This window comes from Thiothrix lacustris DSM 21227 (assembly GCF_000621325.1).
In the GTDB taxonomy this organism is placed as follows: domain Bacteria; phylum Pseudomonadota; class Gammaproteobacteria; order Thiotrichales; family Thiotrichaceae; genus Thiothrix; species Thiothrix lacustris.
Genome location: NZ_JHYQ01000013.1, coordinates 120,025 through 134,682 on the forward strand (window position 1 = coordinate 120,025; position 14,658 = coordinate 134,682).

Below are 14,658 nucleotides of genomic sequence, written 5' to 3' on the forward strand. Positions count from 1 at the left end.
GTTTACTGGAAACGATACGCGAAGTAACGCGGTGTCGTCGTGTCATTCGGATAAGCGTCTTCAGCCGTACCGCCAAAGGCAGCGTTATTACCCCGGAACATGACCCGCAGCGTGCTTGGGTTGCCCAGCCAGCTACGTGGCAAGCTGAACTCGGCGGTTTGCCCGCTGGTGCCGACGGTGGTGGAACCTTGCATGACCCAACTCCAGCTTGAACCATCCCCGGTATAACGCCAGAGGGTGCTGCCTTCCAGCATGTATTCCGCGCCCACCGCCCCGTTTTGGTAGCCGCTGCTGGTGTTGCTGTCAGTATCCAGATAGACCTGATAGCCCCAGAAACCATTGGTATCCACCGCATTACGGGTGCGATAGGCAAGGTAGACATCGCTACTGCTGTGCGCCATCCAGCCTTCTTGCCAGTCCAGCGTGTTGTTTGCCCCGGAAACGTCATTCGGATCAAGGCCAAAGGAGGTCAGGTTATTCCAGTCATTCAGGTTGCCATCGACGCTTAGAGGACTGACAGGATTGGTGATACCCGTTGTGCCCGTGCTAGTGGGAACATGCATTTGGTAAGTGAAGTAACGGGTGGTCGCCGTGCTGGTGAAAGCGCCATCCGGGTACACGTCTTTGGCATCACCGCCGAAAGCCGCATTATTGCCCCAGAACATCAGGCGCAGTTCGGTACTGTTACCGAGCCAGCTACGCGGGAAGCTGAATTCGGCGTTGTTGCCGCTGACTTTCGAGTCCATCGTGCCTTGGTATGTCCAGCTCCAGCTTGAGCCATCGCCGCTGTAGCGCCACAGGTTTGCGCCTTCCTGCAAGTAATCCGCGCCCAATGCGCCGGTTTTGTAGCCGGTCGTGGCGCTGGAGTCGCTATCCAGATACGCTTGATACCCCCAGAAACCGCTGGTGTCGATAGCGTCTTTGGTTTGGTAGGCGAGGTACACGCGTTCGGCATCATTCGCCAACCAGCCTTGCAACCAGTTCAGCTTGTTGTTTGCGCCAGTAATCTCATCGGGGTCTGTTCCGAAGGAGGTCAGGCTGCCCCAATCACTCAGGTTGCCATTGACACTGATGCCGCTGGCATTGTTGGAAACCGTTCCGTTGGTTGGTGGCGGCGGCGGGGTAACAACAGCCGTGGTTTCGGCGCTGTTACTCAGCGGGTTCTTGTCATGCCAGTCACGCGGAATAATGCGGATATGGCTCCAGTGTGCATCCATGCGTGGGGCATCTTCGGCGCGGGGCATGTGGTAGAAAGTGGTGGAAGGCCAAACCACAATGTCTTGACCGACAATGCTTTCGCCGTCGACGAAGGCGCTCAAGTTGTCAGCACAGCCGCTTGTGGTGGGGTTGTGGGAGGCAAATAACTCGCAGCTTTTTTGCTTGGTGACGTAAAAATCATTGTGGGTAAACGGCTCGCTGGTCGGGCCAACATCGCGTTGCCCGGATTCAGGCAGTTGGATTTCGTAGGACATTGGCAAACCTTTGGCGTTTTTCAGGTTGGTATCCACGACTCGCCAAGAACGCAGTTGTGCCGGGTCAACCGAGCGGGCAGCTTCGCTGCTCAAACGGGTGTTGGTGTGTGCCATCTTGCCGTTGCTTTGGGTGTAGTTGATTTCTTCCACCGCATCGTCGCTGCCAGTGCCACCCAGATCAAAGTCGAGTTTCCAGAAAAAGTTGTGTAAGTGCGCAATGCCAATTTTGTCGCTGGCTAGCAGCCAGCCGTGTTGCGCGATGCTGCTGGTGCCGAAACGTTGTAATGCGCCGGTTGCACCAACACTGGGTTCGATAGCGCCATCATCCAGAAAGCGCCATTCGGGGATGTAGTTGTACGCACCAATCGCGGAAACACTAAAGAGGTTTAAGGCATCTCCTTGTAGACGATCACCGTCAGCACTGTAGGCGTCATCGCGTGCGCTGACCTGCTTACAAATGATGTTTTTGCCAGAATAGTTGAGTAGTTCCCCACCTGCACATTCTTGTGGGGTCAAGGCTGCCATGTAACCAGCACCCAGTCCGTAGTCGGAAATGTCGTGGTAGCGTGCGCCATTGTCGTCGTAGGGGACGTGGATTTGCGCCAGTGCTGCCTGAAACAAGACCATGCGGCGTTGTCCGTTGGGGGGCGTGTAATGGATGTGGTGCAACACCACGCCTTCGCGGTTGCGGTGTTCCCAGCACATATCCCAACGCGATTGATTGGGCAGGGTGGCATCAACGTAGTACTGGTCAGCACAGAATTCTGCCGCTTGTACGCTATTGGGTAAGAAGCCACTGATGGCGAGTAGGGCTAGAGCAGAGTAGCTGTAGATTATTGTTTTCATTGTTGTCTCTTCCTGCATCAAAACGGGTTGGTGGAATGCCAGTCGCGTGGCAATAACTGAAAGCTGCTCCAGACGGTGCTGATGCGGTTGCTGTCTTCGCTGCGCGGCAGGTGGTGATAACTTTGCTTGTACCAGACCACGACATCTTGCTGGTTGATGTTTTCGCCATTGGTGAATTGGCTGGTATTGCCGCCACAGTTACTGGTCGGGTTGTTGGTGGCGTATTTTTCGCAAGCGTTGTAACGGGTGAAAAACACGTCTTGTGCCAGCCAGCCTGCGTTGCTGCTGTTGGCGCGGCTTTGGTCGTAGTGGTTGGGAACCAACTCATAAGAAAGTTGCCCGACACTGCCGTTGCTGAGGATGCCGTCGCGTATCCGCCAGAAACGTTTGGTTTCGGGGTCGAAGCTGCGCCCAGTTTCGGTGCTGAGGGTGGTGACGGCTTTGGTTTTTTTCAGGCGGTCAGTGCTTGGAGTGCTGGTGATTTCTTCCACTACATCGTTGGCATTGCTGGTGTCGAGGTCAAAATCCAGCCGCCACAGGGCATGGTCGGTGAAGCCGGTGGCGATCTTGCCGCTTGCCATCGCAGGCCAGCCGTATTGGGCAGCACTGGCGTCGACGATAGGCAATTCCCCGCTGAGGCCGACACTGGGTTCGATAGCGCCGTTTTCGTAGAAGCGCCAGCGCACGCTGTAGTTACGCGAGCCGATTTGGGAGTGGCTGGCCAGTTCCAGCAATTGCCCTTGGCGTTGGGTGGTGTATTTGTAGGAATAACCGTGGCTGCGGGTGGTTGCGCACAACACGTTGCGCCCGCTGTCAGCGTGCAGCGTGCCGCCTGCGCAGTCTTGCGTGGTGAGGGTTTGCAGGTTATTGCCGCCAAAGCCTGCTTCGGTGGTCAGGAATAAGGGGGTGACGGAGCCATCATCCAGCGCGGTTTCGAGTTGGGAAAGCGCGGCTTCACCCAGCACGCGGCGGGCGGCATTGTTGGGGGCTTTGTAGGTGACTTGCGAGAGCACGATGCCTTCGGCTTGACGGGCTGTCCAGCACAGATTCCAGCTTGCACCGGAGGCAAAGGTTTTGCTTAAGGCTTGCCCGGTGCAGGTATTGCCGGGGGCAGCGAAGGCAGGTGCTTGCCACAGGGTTAGCAGGCTGAGTGCCAGTAGGGAGGTGCGGTATTGCATAATGGTGTTCCCTTAGAAGCCGATATTCTGGGTAATGACGCCTGCGGACAGGTTGACGATGGGGCTGACTTCAAACACCAAGGAATCGGCAGTGTAGAGCAGCACTTGGGCGCAACGGTGCAGGCCGCATTGTTTAGAGGCGGTATTGAGTTGTTCCGGTAGGCTGGAGGCAAGAAATACGAAGGCTTTGACTTGTAATTGCTGTTGCGGATTGCTCAGGGTCTTGCCCGTGATGCGTTTGAATTCGGTATCCAGCAGGCGGCGTTCTTCGTCATCGGCAAAAATGAGGTCGGAGGCGCGTTGCAGTTCGTTGGCGGTCAGGGGCAGTTGCAGGTTTTGCTCGCGTTTGCTGGAAAGGGTTTTATTGGTGTCCAGGTCAATCACGTTGATGAGTGTTTCGTTGGTGCTATAGTCATAGGTATAGACATCCGCCAGCCGTGCGGTTTGCCCTTTGTCGTTGGGGTGGCGTTCGACCAGCAAGAGTTCCGGGGCAGGTGTTGTAGATGCGGAGGTATTTAGGGTGAGGGAGCGGGTAGTCGCGATGCCGCTGGGTGTTGCTACACTGGCTTGCTGGGTGGCACGTATCATTTCAGCAGGGCTGAGTGGATCCAAGTTGGCGGCATTAGCTGACAAGTAAGGCAGGGCTAAAACCAGTAGCAGTAGTGGCAAATTTTTCATGACTGAAACCATTTTATTGTGTGGATGTTGGTGGCAGTCTACGTTGAAGGTGTCTCAGGCATCCATAATGCGAATGCCTGAATAGTTTGTTTTTATGATTAGCGGCACAAATGGCTTATTGTGTTTTATTGTCAGCCGATTTTTTAGCTGGTTTAGTCGCCCCAAAAATCATGAGGATATTGCGTTTGTTATCCAGTAGGTGCAGTTGTTCGCGAGTCACTGCGTATTGGGTGGCTTGTTTGAGTTGGCTGAAAAATTGCTGTTCCAGCTGATCTTTGTCGCCTATGCAGGCCATTTTGGTAGCGCCTATGCCGCTGCTACTGAATACACCATCGTTGCTGGCGGTATAATTGCCAAAAAATTGGTTACAGCCTGAAAAACCGTTCATGCGACTGTTATCGAATTGGATGGATAGTGGTCTTTCCGTATTGATGGCTTTGCCATTCAGTGTTTTCAAGTTCCATTGCGTGTTTGCTAGGGTCATGGTTGGCGTCGTGCTTTTCGCATCAAAGCTACAGGCAGAAATAAAGGCAAGTATCAGCAGTGCAGCGATAATTTGTCCTGAGAATGAGGAAAGGAATGCTTTTCGCATTGCATGGCTCCTAGTGGTTTGTTGTTATTTTGTTAGATGATCTAAAGTTATAAAAGTTTTACAGACATAATATATTTAATGAGCTGTCTCGCCAAGTTAATCTGCAAGATAAACAGACGGGCTGCACGGTAGTGCTATTTCAAGGAGAATATTCATGCGTAACACCCCTGAGGAAAGATTAGGGCAATTGTTGGAGCAGGCACAAACCTTACAACTAGCAACGTTGGATGCTGGGGGGGAACCATCTATCAGTTATGCGCCGTTTGTGCAGGATGCTGTGGGTAATTTCTATATCTTCGTGAGCGGGTTAGCTAGCCATACGCAGGAAATTCTGCACCATCCACAGGTAGCGGTGCTGTTGATTGCGGATGAGCAGGACGCACGCCAGATTTTTGCGCGTACCCGTGCAACCTACCGTTGTGTGGCAGCGGTGGTAGAACGGGAAGCAGCGGTGTATCCGCTGATGTTGGATAAGATGGAAGAGCGGTTTGGTAATATAGTTAGCGTGTTGCGTGGCTTGGGCGACTTTGTGATGTTTCGCTTGCAACCGCAATCGGGGCGGTTTGTGATGGGTTTTGGGCAAGCGTTTGTGCTGGTGGGGGAGGGGCTGCGGGAGGTGCAGCACATTGGTGCAGATCAATTGGAAAAAGGATAGGGGATGTTTTTTCTCAAGAAGTTATTGTCAATAATGCTGATGCCGTTATCGCTGACGCCGCTGGTGTTACTGTTCGGGCTATTGTTCTTATGGTTCACGCGCAGGCAGAAGCTCGGTAAGGTGCTGGTGACAGCAGGGGTTACGTTGCTGTTGGCGCAGTCTTACGGCTGGGGTTTTGAGCCAGCACTTCAGTCGCTGGAGCGGGAATATCCGCCGCTAACCGTCGTGCCAACGGCGGTGAAGTATCGTTGGATTGTGGTATTGGGTGGTGGTACGTATTCGGATGAGGCCATTCCGCTGCATTCGCGCCTGAGCCAAGATTCACTGGCGCGATTGGTGGAAGGTGTGCGCCTGTATAGGCAAGTGTTGGGGGCGAAGTTGGTACTGTCAGGTGGTGAGGTGTTTGGTTCTGGTGCAGATGCGGTAGCCATGCGAGAATTGGCGGTGCAATTGGGTGTGAATCAGGCTGATATTGTGACCGATGCTGTGTCGCAGGATACCGAAACACAGGCAGTGATTGTCCAGCAGTTGGTGGGCAATGAACCGGTATTATTGGTGACGTCGGCTTCGCACATGAGCCGTTCGGTGGGTCTGTTCCGCAGGGCGGGTGTGGTGTTGTTGCCCGCTCCGGCACATTATTTGGTGCAGCGTAATGCAGGATTTCACCCCGCAGATGCATTTCCTGATAGCAATGCTTTTACCGTGGCGCAACGGGCGGCGTATGAATACATGGGGATTCTTTGGGCGAAACTGCGTGGGTTATTGTCATGAGTCATGTTTTTAAACCCATTGGCACCATCGTCTCCCCCTACAAAGAAAAATTCGGCATCCCCCGTCAGCCCGGTTTGGTCACGGAAGCCCGCGCCACCCTCACGCTGCTACCGCCCTACAATCTGCCCGAAACGGTACGCGGCCTCGAAGGTTTTTCCCACGTCTGGATCATCTTCGTGTTCCACGGCACGCAAGATCAAGGCTGGAAACCCACCGTGCGCCCGCCACGTCTCGGTGGTAATGCCCGCATGGGCGTATTCGCTACCCGCTCGACTTTTCGCCCCAACCCCATCGGCCTCACCGTAGCTGAGTTGCTGGGTATTCAGGTGCAAGGCAATAAGATCAGCCTCGAACTCGCAGGCGCAGATTTGTTGGACGGTACGCCAGTGCTGGATATAAAGCCGTATCTTCCGTATGCTGATGCGCTTACGCAGGCGACAGCTGGGTTTGCTCCAGCAGCGCCTGCTGTCCAGCAATCTGTGACTTTTTCTTCTCAGGCCAGTCTTCAATGTGAACAGAAACAAGTGCAATGGAACACCGATGTGCGCTTGCTGGTCGAACAGATTTTGAGTCAAGACCCTCGCCCCTCCTACCAGCAAGGGCAGCAGGCAGGAAGGGTCTACGCCATGCGCCTGTACGATTTCGATTTACGTTGGCATTACACCGCCATGGGTATCGAAGTGCTGGCATTGGCTGACGTTGAGCAACACACTTAAAAACCATAACGAATTCAATATGCTGAATAAATTTATAATGACAGTTGGGCTTTTTGCCTTATTTGGTAGTGCGGCTGCGGAAAAAGTAGCGCCTGTTGTTTCTGCTCCTCAGCCTGCGGAACTTGCTCTGATCCGCCATGAGCAGACAGCGGATTTGCCGCCTGAAATCAAGGCATGGATGCTGCAATATAAAATTCCAGTGGATAACTTGAGCGTTTACATCCGTGACCTTAACGCTGATGTGCCGATGGTGGTGCATCAGGATAAAGTTCCACGTAACCCCGCTTCGGTGATGAAGCTGCTGACGACTTGGACGGCGCTTAAGTTGCTGGGGCCGAGTTATACCTGGAAAACCGAGGCTTGGACACGTGGTGAGCTTAAGGATGGCGTTCTTAACGGTGATTTGATTCTTAAGGGGTTCGGTGACCCATTTCTCACCGATGAGGCTTTCTGGCAATTGCTGCATGATTTGCAACTCAAGGGGCTGAAGGATATTCGAGGTGATTTGATCATCGATAATAGCTATTTTAGCATTCCTGATTACGATGCGGCCGCGTTCGATAACGAGCCTACCCGTGTCTACAATGCCAAACCTTCGGCGTTGATGTTTAACTTTCAGGCGAGTCGTTTTTTGTTTGAGGCTGACCAAGTTCATGGCAAGGTAGGTGTTACACCGTTCCCCTTGATCCCCGGCCTGCAATTGGAAAACAGCATGACGTTGAGCAAAGGCGGGTGTAGTAAGCAACACTATCGCCCAGACTTTGAGCAGGACAGTACGGCGATTAAAGTGTCTGGCGCTTATTCGGCAGATTGCGGTAAAAACTTTATTTTGAGGGTGATGTCGACACCAGAACAGCATGTATTCAATGCTTTTCGGGATGTTTGGCATTCTCAGGGGGGGCTGTTCAACGGCAAATTGCAAAGCAATGGGCAAGTGCAAGCCACCGATAGCTTGTTACATACGCATGAGTCGCGAACGTTGGGTGAGCAAATCCGCTTTGTTAACAAGTGGAGTAATAATGTGATGGCACGGAATATTTTCCTCACCATTGGTGCAAAGATGTTGGGTGCACCTGCAACTTTAGACAAAAGTCGTATCGCAACAGCCGAACTGTTACAAAAGTCAGGCGTTGATTACACCGGAATGGTGGTGGAGAACGGTTCTGGCTTATCACGTACTGCCCGCCTGAGCGCTCGCCAGTTAGGGCAGTTATTAGAAGTGGCATGGCGCGACCCGTATATGCCTGAGTTCATGGCTTCAATGCCGTTATTAGGTGAAGATGGTACGCTGGCAACACGTTTTAACGATGATGATTTGCGTGGGCGTAGTCACATGAAAACCGGCACGCTCAACGATGCCACCGCGATTGCTGGGTATATGATTACCCGTAGTGGTAAGCGTCTGGTTATTGTGTTGCAGTATAATGGTCGGGAAGCGCAAGCTGGCGGCCGCAAGTTACAAGATGCCATTTTGAAGTGGGCATTCGAGCAATAGCACCCGCTGAGTGGTGTAACAGTTGAGGAACTGAGTTGATGAATATTTTACTGGCAGATGATCATGCTTTGTTTCGTGAGGGCATGGCATTGCTGCTGAATCAGCTCTTTCCACAAGCGATGATCATTCACGCCAATAGTTGGGTAGAGGTTCATCAGGTCATACACCAATATACGCTTAGTCTGGCTCTGCTGGACTTGTCGATGCCGGGGCAGCAGGCATGGGAGGAAGAGTTAACCGATGTGATGAGTGTTGTTACGGGTGTCGCGTGTATCGTGTCTGGTAGTAGCTCACAAGAACACATTAAAACAGCCTTTGGCATGGGGGTTAAGGGGTACATCCCTAAAACCATGGCGATGGCGGATATGGTATCGGCCTTACAGTGCTTAATGGCTGGCGGTATTTATTTGCCAGATAAGGTATGGCTGCAAACCACAGATTTTGATACATCATCATTGTTAACTTGGCGGCAACGCGAGTTATTGACCTTTCTGGCACAAGGTAAAAGTAATAAGCAAATGGCTACCTTACTGACGCTGACAGAGGGTACGGTAAAACGTCATTTGCATAATATTTTCAGAATTCTTGATGCAAACAATCGCTTGGAGGCGGTCAATATTGCGCGTGAACGTAACTTGTTGCTTAAACCTGAGGCGTGAAGTGCGTATGAATCGCGTGTTTTAATGTTTCAATGTGTATCGGTTTGTAGAGGGTCGGTAAATGGCATTGTTGCAACTCACGGATAATCATCGGGTTGGTGTTGCCGGTTAAGATGAGTGTGGGTACGGGGTGCGGCATGTGTGCGCTAATGGCGCTAATCGCTGTGGTGGCAATGTCGCCCCCTTCTAGTTGGTAGTCTGAAATCAGCATATCCGGGAGCCAATCGTGTAAGTGCTGTAGTGCCTTCTGGGTATTGCTGGCAGTTCTGACGTCTAATCCCCATGCGCGGAGTGTCGCCGATAAGGCTTCGGCAACTTCACTGTCATCTTCTAATAACAGTAAAGTATGCAAGTTTTGCGGTGGTGATGGCGCGGGTTCTGCCGCGTGGTTGTGTGGTGTCACTACTGGTAGAGCGTCCTCCGTCAAGCGCAGAGGGGCGGGAATATCCAGTATAAAACGGCAGCCAATGTCAGGCGTAGAGATCAGGCGTAGTTCGCAGCCAAGTAAATTGGTCAAGCGCTTGACGATGGATAAACCTAGCCCAACACCTTTAGTGCGATTTCGTTCAGGGTTATCTAGTTGATAAAAGGCTTCAAAAATACGCTGTTGCTCGTGTTGAGGGATACCTTTACCGTTATCCCAGACTTCCAGCCGTAAGTCGTTGCCGTGGCGGCGGATACCCAAGAGAATTTTACCGGGTCGCCCCATGTGTTTGATGGCATTGTCCAACAAGTTACTCAGAATGCGGTTCAGTTGTTCAGGGTCGGTGAAGAGGTGCTGACGGGTTTCTACATAATGTAACTCAATGCCTTGGGTGTCGGCGATGTCGGCATAGCGTTGATAGAGCTGCCGAAACAGTTGGTTAAGTGCAACGGGTTGCGGTTGGGTTTGGACAGCTCCTGCGTCCAGTTTGGCGACATCCAGCAGGGCTTCCAATAAACTGGCCAGGTTTTTGGAAGATTGGCTGAGCTTGTTAAGCAGGGTTTGCTGTTTGCTGTCAGTGAGTTGTTCGGCAAGTAGACCTTCAAATAAACGCATGGCTTGCATGGGTTGGCGCAAGTCATGGCTGGCGGCAGCGAGAATACGGGTTTTTTCTCGGCTGATGGTTTCTACTTGTTGTTTTTCCTTGGATAACGCATCCAGCAGACGCTGGTTCTCCTCGCGTTGATACAGTACCTCCATGTAAATTTGGTTCAACTTGAGGCCGTAGACACAGCCGACTATGGCAAAAATGGTAGCAGCCGCTGCAATCCAGTAAAACAAGAGGCCACCTAACCACAAGGCCATGAGAATGACGGGGATGAGGCACGCGAGAACCCCGGTGATGGTGACTGCTTTGTGTAAAGGCGTGGAGACTACATAGCCTAGTACGACCGCGCAAATGGTGATGCTCAGGAAAAAAGCACTGGTGATATTTTCAGGCTCAATGAGCACTGCCCAGCCAATGCCCCACGTTGCTCCTGTTAAAAGGCTCAAGGGTAGTTCCAGACCATATTCCCACATGTGGCGGATAGATTGGTGATCGTGGCGGTAACGCCAATAGAGGAACAGCAGAATGCTGCTCCAGAACGCTTGAAAGCCTAACCAGACCAATACCTTGGTGGTAAGCTTCGCGTCCAGTGAGATGAGTGCTATTGCCAGTAGTAACGAAGTAATCAGCACGGCAAGCGCAGAATTGAGGTAATTGCTAATGGCAGCCCGTATCTTTTCATCAAGAAAGTCGGTTGTTGGCCTGGATGTAATATGGGTAAGCTCTGTCATGTTCGTATTATCCTGTGCCTGTATGTCTAATGGAAGGCGGTTGTGTTGAAGTTGTGGTATTTACTGCTGGTGGGTTTATGGGTGCTGAGTGCTCCGGTGCAAGCAGGCCAGCCGCCGTTGATATTACCTTTTGACGCGGGACAAATAGCCGTTACGCCTCAGGTGGCATTGCTTGAAGATGCTACCCACCAGCTTGATTTGACTTCAGTGATGGCAGCCGCCGATGCTTTTCGTGTGGTTGATGGCAAGTCTGTAGCCAATCTTGGGCGTACCCGTTCTGCTTGGTGGTTGCACTTTACGGTGACGAATCCTTCCGGTGAGCCTTGGTATTTATTGATGGATACCTTGTTGGGGGATGAGTTTGCTTTGTACCTGTTTCCTGATGGTGCTGATAGTCGGCAGATGACGGAGGCAAGCGCTGCGCAATATGCCGAACCGCTACAGGGTTTCCCGCGTCGGGCGTGGCAGGTGAATTTACCACCTGATCAAACATTCCAGGTTTACTTGCGCGTCACCAATGGTGATTCCATTTTGCGCTTGCCGGTGGAGTTCCTTTCCGCTAATGCCATGCTGGATCGCAGTAATGAGCGTTATTGGTTGCTGAGTGGTTTGTATGTGGCGTTGCTCTTATTGGCGACTTATCAGGCGCTGATGTTTGTGAGTTTGCGGGAATCCAGTTACCTCTTTCTTGCTATTCATATTTTGGCGATGTTCGCCACGCTGCATCGGACTAATCCGTTATTTCCCGCTTTGGCGTTTTTAAGTGATACCGGCTCTTATTTTTTTACCGCACCTGTTTTTATCGCCATTGCGGCGTTTTTATTATTTAGTCGTCAAATTTTGGATTTACCTCGGCATTATCCTCGATTGAGTCGGCTTTATTTGTGGGGAGTGGGAATAACAGTAGCACTGATGGTGGTTGCAGGTGGGGTACCGGGGGGGACGATTATACCGAGCTGGTTGGGGTTGGGTTTGTACTTGCTGGAAATTCCGGTGAGTTTGTTACTGGCTTCACGCGGCAACAAGATTGCACTCTATTTCGGTGTCGTGCATGTGATGGCGCTGATAACGCAATCTTGGAACTGGTGGCATTTGGCGTTAAATGTGCAGGGATGGGATCCGTCCCAAGATCTGTATATGGGGTTGATTGGCCTGCAATTGATTTTTCCGGTGACCTGGCTTCAGGCGTTACGGATGCGGTTTCAGCGCGAGCAGCTCCAGAAAATGCAGGCAGAGCATAAAGCTAAAGATGAGTTTTTGGCGGTGATGAGCCATGAATTACGCACGCCTTTACATGCCATTGTTGGTTTGACCGGGTTATTGCGGCTGGATTCGTCTAGGGGTAAGCAAGAAGAGTACGTAGAGCGTTTGCATTCGGCAGCGCAGCACCAGTTGCATCTGGTGGGGAATATTCTCGATATGGCAAAAGCGGCTAGTCAGACGATGCAAGTGGATAATCAGCCCTTCCGATTGATGCTTGTGCTTCAGGCGCTAAACGGGCTGATAACGCCTCTGGCTAGACAGAAAGGGCTGGAGTTGTTGGTGCAGGTCAATGGTGTGGCTGAGGGGGTGACGCTGCTGGGTGACAGGCTGCGTTTGACGCAGGTGTTGATGAATTTATTGAATAATGCTGTCAAGTATACCCGTTACGGCTATATCACTTTGGAGGTGACTGTCCAAACGTTAGCAAGTGGTGGTTATCGGATACATTTTGCCGTTGCCGATACGGGTATCGGTATCCCGTTTGAGAAGCTTGCGTATCTATTTGAGCCATTTTCACAAATGACAGGGCAAGCAGTGCTGCAACAAGGCGGGGTAGGCTTGGGTTTGGCTATCAGTAAACGTTTGGTTATGGCGATGGGGGGGGAGCTGAGTGTGAATAGCCAGCTTGGTGAAGGCAGCACGTTTGCTTTTGAACTGGTATTTAAGGCAGCACCCTTGTTGGTTGTTGAGGATGTGGCGGTGACGCGGCATACCTTACCGCCGGGTTTACGGGTTTTGTTGGTGGATGATGCGGAACTCAATCGTTTTGTGGGGGCGGAAATGCTGCATAACATGGGGGTGAGCGATGTGATGCTTGCCCCGGATGGCGAATCTGCGATTTTGCAACTTCAGCAGCGGGATTTTGATGTGATATTGCTGGATATTAGTATGCCGGGTATGGATGGCTTTGCAGTCACGCGTTGGTTGCGTCGTCATGGGAATAATCCACACATGCCTGTCATTGCCTTAAGCGCCCATGCGTTGGATCAGGTGAAGCAGGAGGGTGAAGCAGTAGGGATGGATGCTTTCTTGCCTAAACCCTTTGAATATTCAGACTTGGAGACGGTCATTCAACAAGTGTTGTCAGCGCGGCGGCGGTGCTAAGGCGGCGAGTGCTGCCAACTGTTGTTGAGAGGTGTTATGCAGTGTTTGCCTGAATGTGTCGGTTCTGGACTTAGGGGTATCTTCCTGTATTTGCAGCAGTAGGGGAAGTAGTGCATCTAGCCCTAGTAATTTGATCGTGGATAACAGTTTGTGCGCCTGTTGGGCTGCTTTTGCCCATTGTTGATCTTGCAAGTGTGCGTCCAATGCTGCGTAGTCCTTGGTTAGTTCTGGCAGTGCTTTGCGCAGGAAAAGGGATAGCTGTTGCTGGCTCAGTTTGTTGCTTAGCGGCATGGTGGAGGTTTGGGTAGTAGGCATTGTTAGGTAATCAGCCCGCGTTGACGGGCGCTTCTAATGGCTTCGACTCTGTTATTGACGGCGAGTGTCTGAAAAATATTGTAGACATGGCGTTTTACTGTGCTTTCCGTCAGGTTGAGTGTTATGCCAATTTGTTTATTGCTGTTGCCTTGCGCCAATAGTCGCATGATAGTGGATTGGCGCTGCGTAAGGATCGCCTTATCGTAGTTGTTTGTGGTGGGTTGTGTTTCCCATAGTTGACTGGGTAGATAGGTTCTTCCTGATAAAACCACCGAAATGGCCTGTTGTAGTTCTTCGATATCCACCAGTTTGGGAATATAGCCTTTAATGCCGAGCTGAAACGCGGATTGGATTACCTCAGGGTCGCTAGTAGCGGACAAAATGCATATCGGTAGTTTGGGGAATTGTTTGGATAATCGCCGAATTTCATCAGGCCAAGGCATCTGACCGGGCATATTCAGGTCAACAAGTGCTAGCGTGATGGGGCTTCGTAGCAAAACTTGATGAACTTCATGCCAGTTATTGGCTTGATGCCATTCAATTTGGGGAAATCGAGTGCCTATCAGGAGCATTAAGCCTTCTCGAAAGATGGCGTGGTCGTCGGCGAGTAACACTTGCATTGATTCTAATCTTTCAAAAACGCTGATTGAGTTCGAGTCTGACACCTTGCCGATTCCCTAGCTCTGCACTAGTGCTGAACAATAGGCTGTCAGTGAGTGGCGTGCGGTAATCAATGATCCAGCTGTTGTGATCTTTGTTCTTAACACCGATGTTGGCATTGACTTCACCGAGTGGTGTAGTGGTGGTGCCGATGTAATTACCTTTGCTCTGCTGGTATCGCAGGCCGAGGCTGAAAATGCCGATCGGCGTGATGGTTCCAACGAGGGTGTAGAAAAACCCGAATCTGATCATCCCATCCAGATCGGGCAGTCATTTTTTTGAACATCCCAAACGACCGGGCGTTTTTTTCAGCGTTGCCGACTTCCTGCTTCCCCATAACGCCCTGAATGCCACCTGATACGCTCAATACGGTGCATTTTTGCGTGTTTGGCAGCATCATTTCCCCCTTCATGCGACATACCCGTAATGTGCCAGCTTTTCGAGGTTGTGCATCAGGCAAAACAGTTTCCATTGCCCGTCCACTTTGGCTTT

The 14,658-nt window shown here is 51.6% G+C and carries 14 protein-coding genes; 6 read left to right on the forward strand and 8 right to left on the reverse strand.

Features of this window, described 5'->3' with window-relative positions:
- Positions 1-2 precede the first annotated feature (2 nt).
- The 4 genes from Q394_RS21385 to Q394_RS0107295 form a co-directional block, all read right to left on the reverse strand.
- Positions 3-2,318, reverse strand: coding sequence for a copper amine oxidase (locus Q394_RS21385; RefSeq protein WP_051543034.1), 2,316 nt, complete (start codon positions 2,316-2,318; stop codon positions 3-5).
- 17 nt (positions 2,319-2,335) lie between these two features.
- Positions 2,336-3,496 carry a copper amine oxidase gene (locus Q394_RS0107285; protein WP_028488698.1) on the reverse strand — a complete coding sequence of 387 codons (1,161 nt, stop codon included), beginning with the start codon at positions 3,494-3,496 and terminating at the stop codon, positions 2,336-2,338.
- Positions 3,497-3,508: 12 nt separating this feature from the next.
- Positions 3,509-4,174: a hypothetical protein gene (locus Q394_RS0107290; RefSeq protein ID WP_028488699.1), complete on the reverse strand. Its 666-nt coding sequence runs from the start codon at positions 4,172-4,174 to the stop codon at positions 3,509-3,511.
- Between the two features lie 115 nt (positions 4,175-4,289).
- Positions 4,290-4,766, reverse strand: a complete 477-nt coding sequence (locus Q394_RS0107295; RefSeq protein ID WP_028488700.1) for an META domain-containing protein — start codon at positions 4,764-4,766, stop codon at positions 4,290-4,292.
- Between the two features lie 154 nt (positions 4,767-4,920).
- Here Q394_RS0107295 and Q394_RS0107300 point away from each other — a divergent pair, with 154 nt between their 5' ends.
- From Q394_RS0107300 to Q394_RS0107320, 5 genes are read left to right on the forward strand one after another with little or no spacing between them, the layout of a single operon-like run.
- Positions 4,921-5,421 carry a HugZ family pyridoxamine 5'-phosphate oxidase gene (locus tag Q394_RS0107300; protein WP_028488701.1) on the forward strand — a complete coding sequence of 167 codons (501 nt, stop codon included), beginning with the start codon at positions 4,921-4,923 and terminating at the stop codon, positions 5,419-5,421.
- 3 nt (positions 5,422-5,424) lie between these two features.
- Positions 5,425-6,192 carry an ElyC/SanA/YdcF family protein gene (locus Q394_RS0107305; RefSeq protein WP_028488702.1) on the forward strand — a complete coding sequence of 256 codons (768 nt, stop codon included), beginning with the start codon at positions 5,425-5,427 and terminating at the stop codon, positions 6,190-6,192.
- Positions 6,189-6,908 carry a tRNA (N6-threonylcarbamoyladenosine(37)-N6)-methyltransferase TrmO gene (gene tsaA, locus Q394_RS0107310; RefSeq protein ID WP_028488703.1) on the forward strand — a complete coding sequence of 240 codons (720 nt, stop codon included), beginning with the start codon at positions 6,189-6,191 and terminating at the stop codon, positions 6,906-6,908. The genes Q394_RS0107305 and tsaA overlap by 4 nt, the downstream gene beginning before the upstream one ends.
- A gap of 37 nt (positions 6,909-6,945) precedes the next feature.
- A complete protein-coding gene (gene dacB / locus Q394_RS0107315; RefSeq protein WP_245606746.1) occupies positions 6,946-8,403 on the forward strand; it encodes a D-alanyl-D-alanine carboxypeptidase/D-alanyl-D-alanine endopeptidase in 1,458 nt (485 codons plus the stop codon).
- 38 nt (positions 8,404-8,441) lie between these two features.
- On the forward strand, positions 8,442-9,062 hold the full coding sequence (locus tag Q394_RS0107320; RefSeq protein WP_028488705.1) for a response regulator transcription factor: 621 nt from the start codon (positions 8,442-8,444) through the stop codon (positions 9,060-9,062).
- On the opposite strand, the gene Q394_RS0107325 is transcribed toward Q394_RS0107320, so the two are convergent.
- The gene (locus Q394_RS0107325; protein WP_028488706.1) at positions 9,046-10,824 is read right to left on the reverse strand and encodes a hybrid sensor histidine kinase/response regulator; all 1,779 of its coding nucleotides are present in this window, start codon (positions 10,822-10,824) and stop codon (positions 9,046-9,048) included. The two genes, Q394_RS0107320 and Q394_RS0107325, sit on opposite strands and share 17 nt — an antisense overlap.
- A gap of 42 nt (positions 10,825-10,866) precedes the next feature.
- Between Q394_RS0107325 and Q394_RS0107330 the strand changes: the two genes are divergently transcribed.
- A complete protein-coding gene (locus Q394_RS0107330; RefSeq protein ID WP_028488707.1) occupies positions 10,867-13,191 on the forward strand; it encodes a hybrid sensor histidine kinase/response regulator in 2,325 nt (774 codons plus the stop codon).
- On the opposite strand, the gene Q394_RS0107335 is transcribed toward Q394_RS0107330, so the two are convergent.
- Genes Q394_RS0107335 through Q394_RS0107345 form a run of 3 tightly spaced genes read right to left on the reverse strand, consistent with a single transcriptional unit; the run spans position 13,171 to position 14,418 of the window.
- Entirely contained in the window at positions 13,171-13,506 is a 336-nt protein-coding gene (locus Q394_RS0107335; RefSeq protein ID WP_028488708.1) for a hypothetical protein, read from the reverse strand. The genes Q394_RS0107330 and Q394_RS0107335 overlap by 21 nt on opposite strands.
- Positions 13,507-13,508: 2 nt before the next feature.
- Positions 13,509-14,126 carry a response regulator transcription factor gene (locus Q394_RS0107340; protein WP_028488709.1) on the reverse strand — a complete coding sequence of 206 codons (618 nt, stop codon included), beginning with the start codon at positions 14,124-14,126 and terminating at the stop codon, positions 13,509-13,511.
- Positions 14,127-14,139: 13 nt separating this feature from the next.
- Positions 14,140-14,418, reverse strand: coding sequence for a hypothetical protein (locus Q394_RS0107345; protein WP_028488710.1), 279 nt, complete (start codon positions 14,416-14,418; stop codon positions 14,140-14,142).
- Positions 14,419-14,658 lie beyond the last annotated feature (240 nt).

Bases quoted from the DNA above. Each gene is read 5' to 3' on its own strand.
- Q394_RS21385 (WP_051543034.1), bottom strand. From the start codon at position 2,318: ATGAAAACAATAATCTACAGCTACTCTGCTCTAGCCCTACTCGCCATC.
- Q394_RS0107285 (WP_028488698.1), bottom strand. From the start codon at position 3,496: ATGCAATACCGCACCTCCCTACTGGCACTCAGCCTGCTAACCCTGTGG.
- Q394_RS0107290 (WP_028488699.1), bottom strand. From the start codon at position 4,174: ATGAAAAATTTGCCACTACTGCTACTGGTTTTAGCCCTGCCTTACTTG.
- Q394_RS0107295 (WP_028488700.1), bottom strand. From the start codon at position 4,766: ATGCGAAAAGCATTCCTTTCCTCATTCTCAGGACAAATTATCGCTGCA.
- Q394_RS0107300 (WP_028488701.1), top strand. From the start codon at position 4,921: ATGCGTAACACCCCTGAGGAAAGATTAGGGCAATTGTTGGAGCAGGCA.
- Q394_RS0107305 (WP_028488702.1), top strand. From the start codon at position 5,425: ATGTTTTTTCTCAAGAAGTTATTGTCAATAATGCTGATGCCGTTATCG.
- tsaA (WP_028488703.1), top strand. From the start codon at position 6,189: ATGAGTCATGTTTTTAAACCCATTGGCACCATCGTCTCCCCCTACAAA.
- dacB (WP_245606746.1), top strand. From the start codon at position 6,946: ATGACAGTTGGGCTTTTTGCCTTATTTGGTAGTGCGGCTGCGGAAAAA.
- Q394_RS0107320 (WP_028488705.1), top strand. From the start codon at position 8,442: ATGAATATTTTACTGGCAGATGATCATGCTTTGTTTCGTGAGGGCATG.
- Q394_RS0107325 (WP_028488706.1), bottom strand. From the start codon at position 10,824: ATGACAGAGCTTACCCATATTACATCCAGGCCAACAACCGACTTTCTT.
- Q394_RS0107335 (WP_028488708.1), bottom strand. From the start codon at position 13,506: ATGCCTACTACCCAAACCTCCACCATGCCGCTAAGCAACAAACTGAGC.
- Q394_RS0107340 (WP_028488709.1), bottom strand. From the start codon at position 14,126: ATGCAAGTGTTACTCGCCGACGACCACGCCATCTTTCGAGAAGGCTTA.
- Q394_RS0107345 (WP_028488710.1), bottom strand. From the start codon at position 14,418: ATGATCAGATTCGGGTTTTTCTACACCCTCGTTGGAACCATCACGCCG.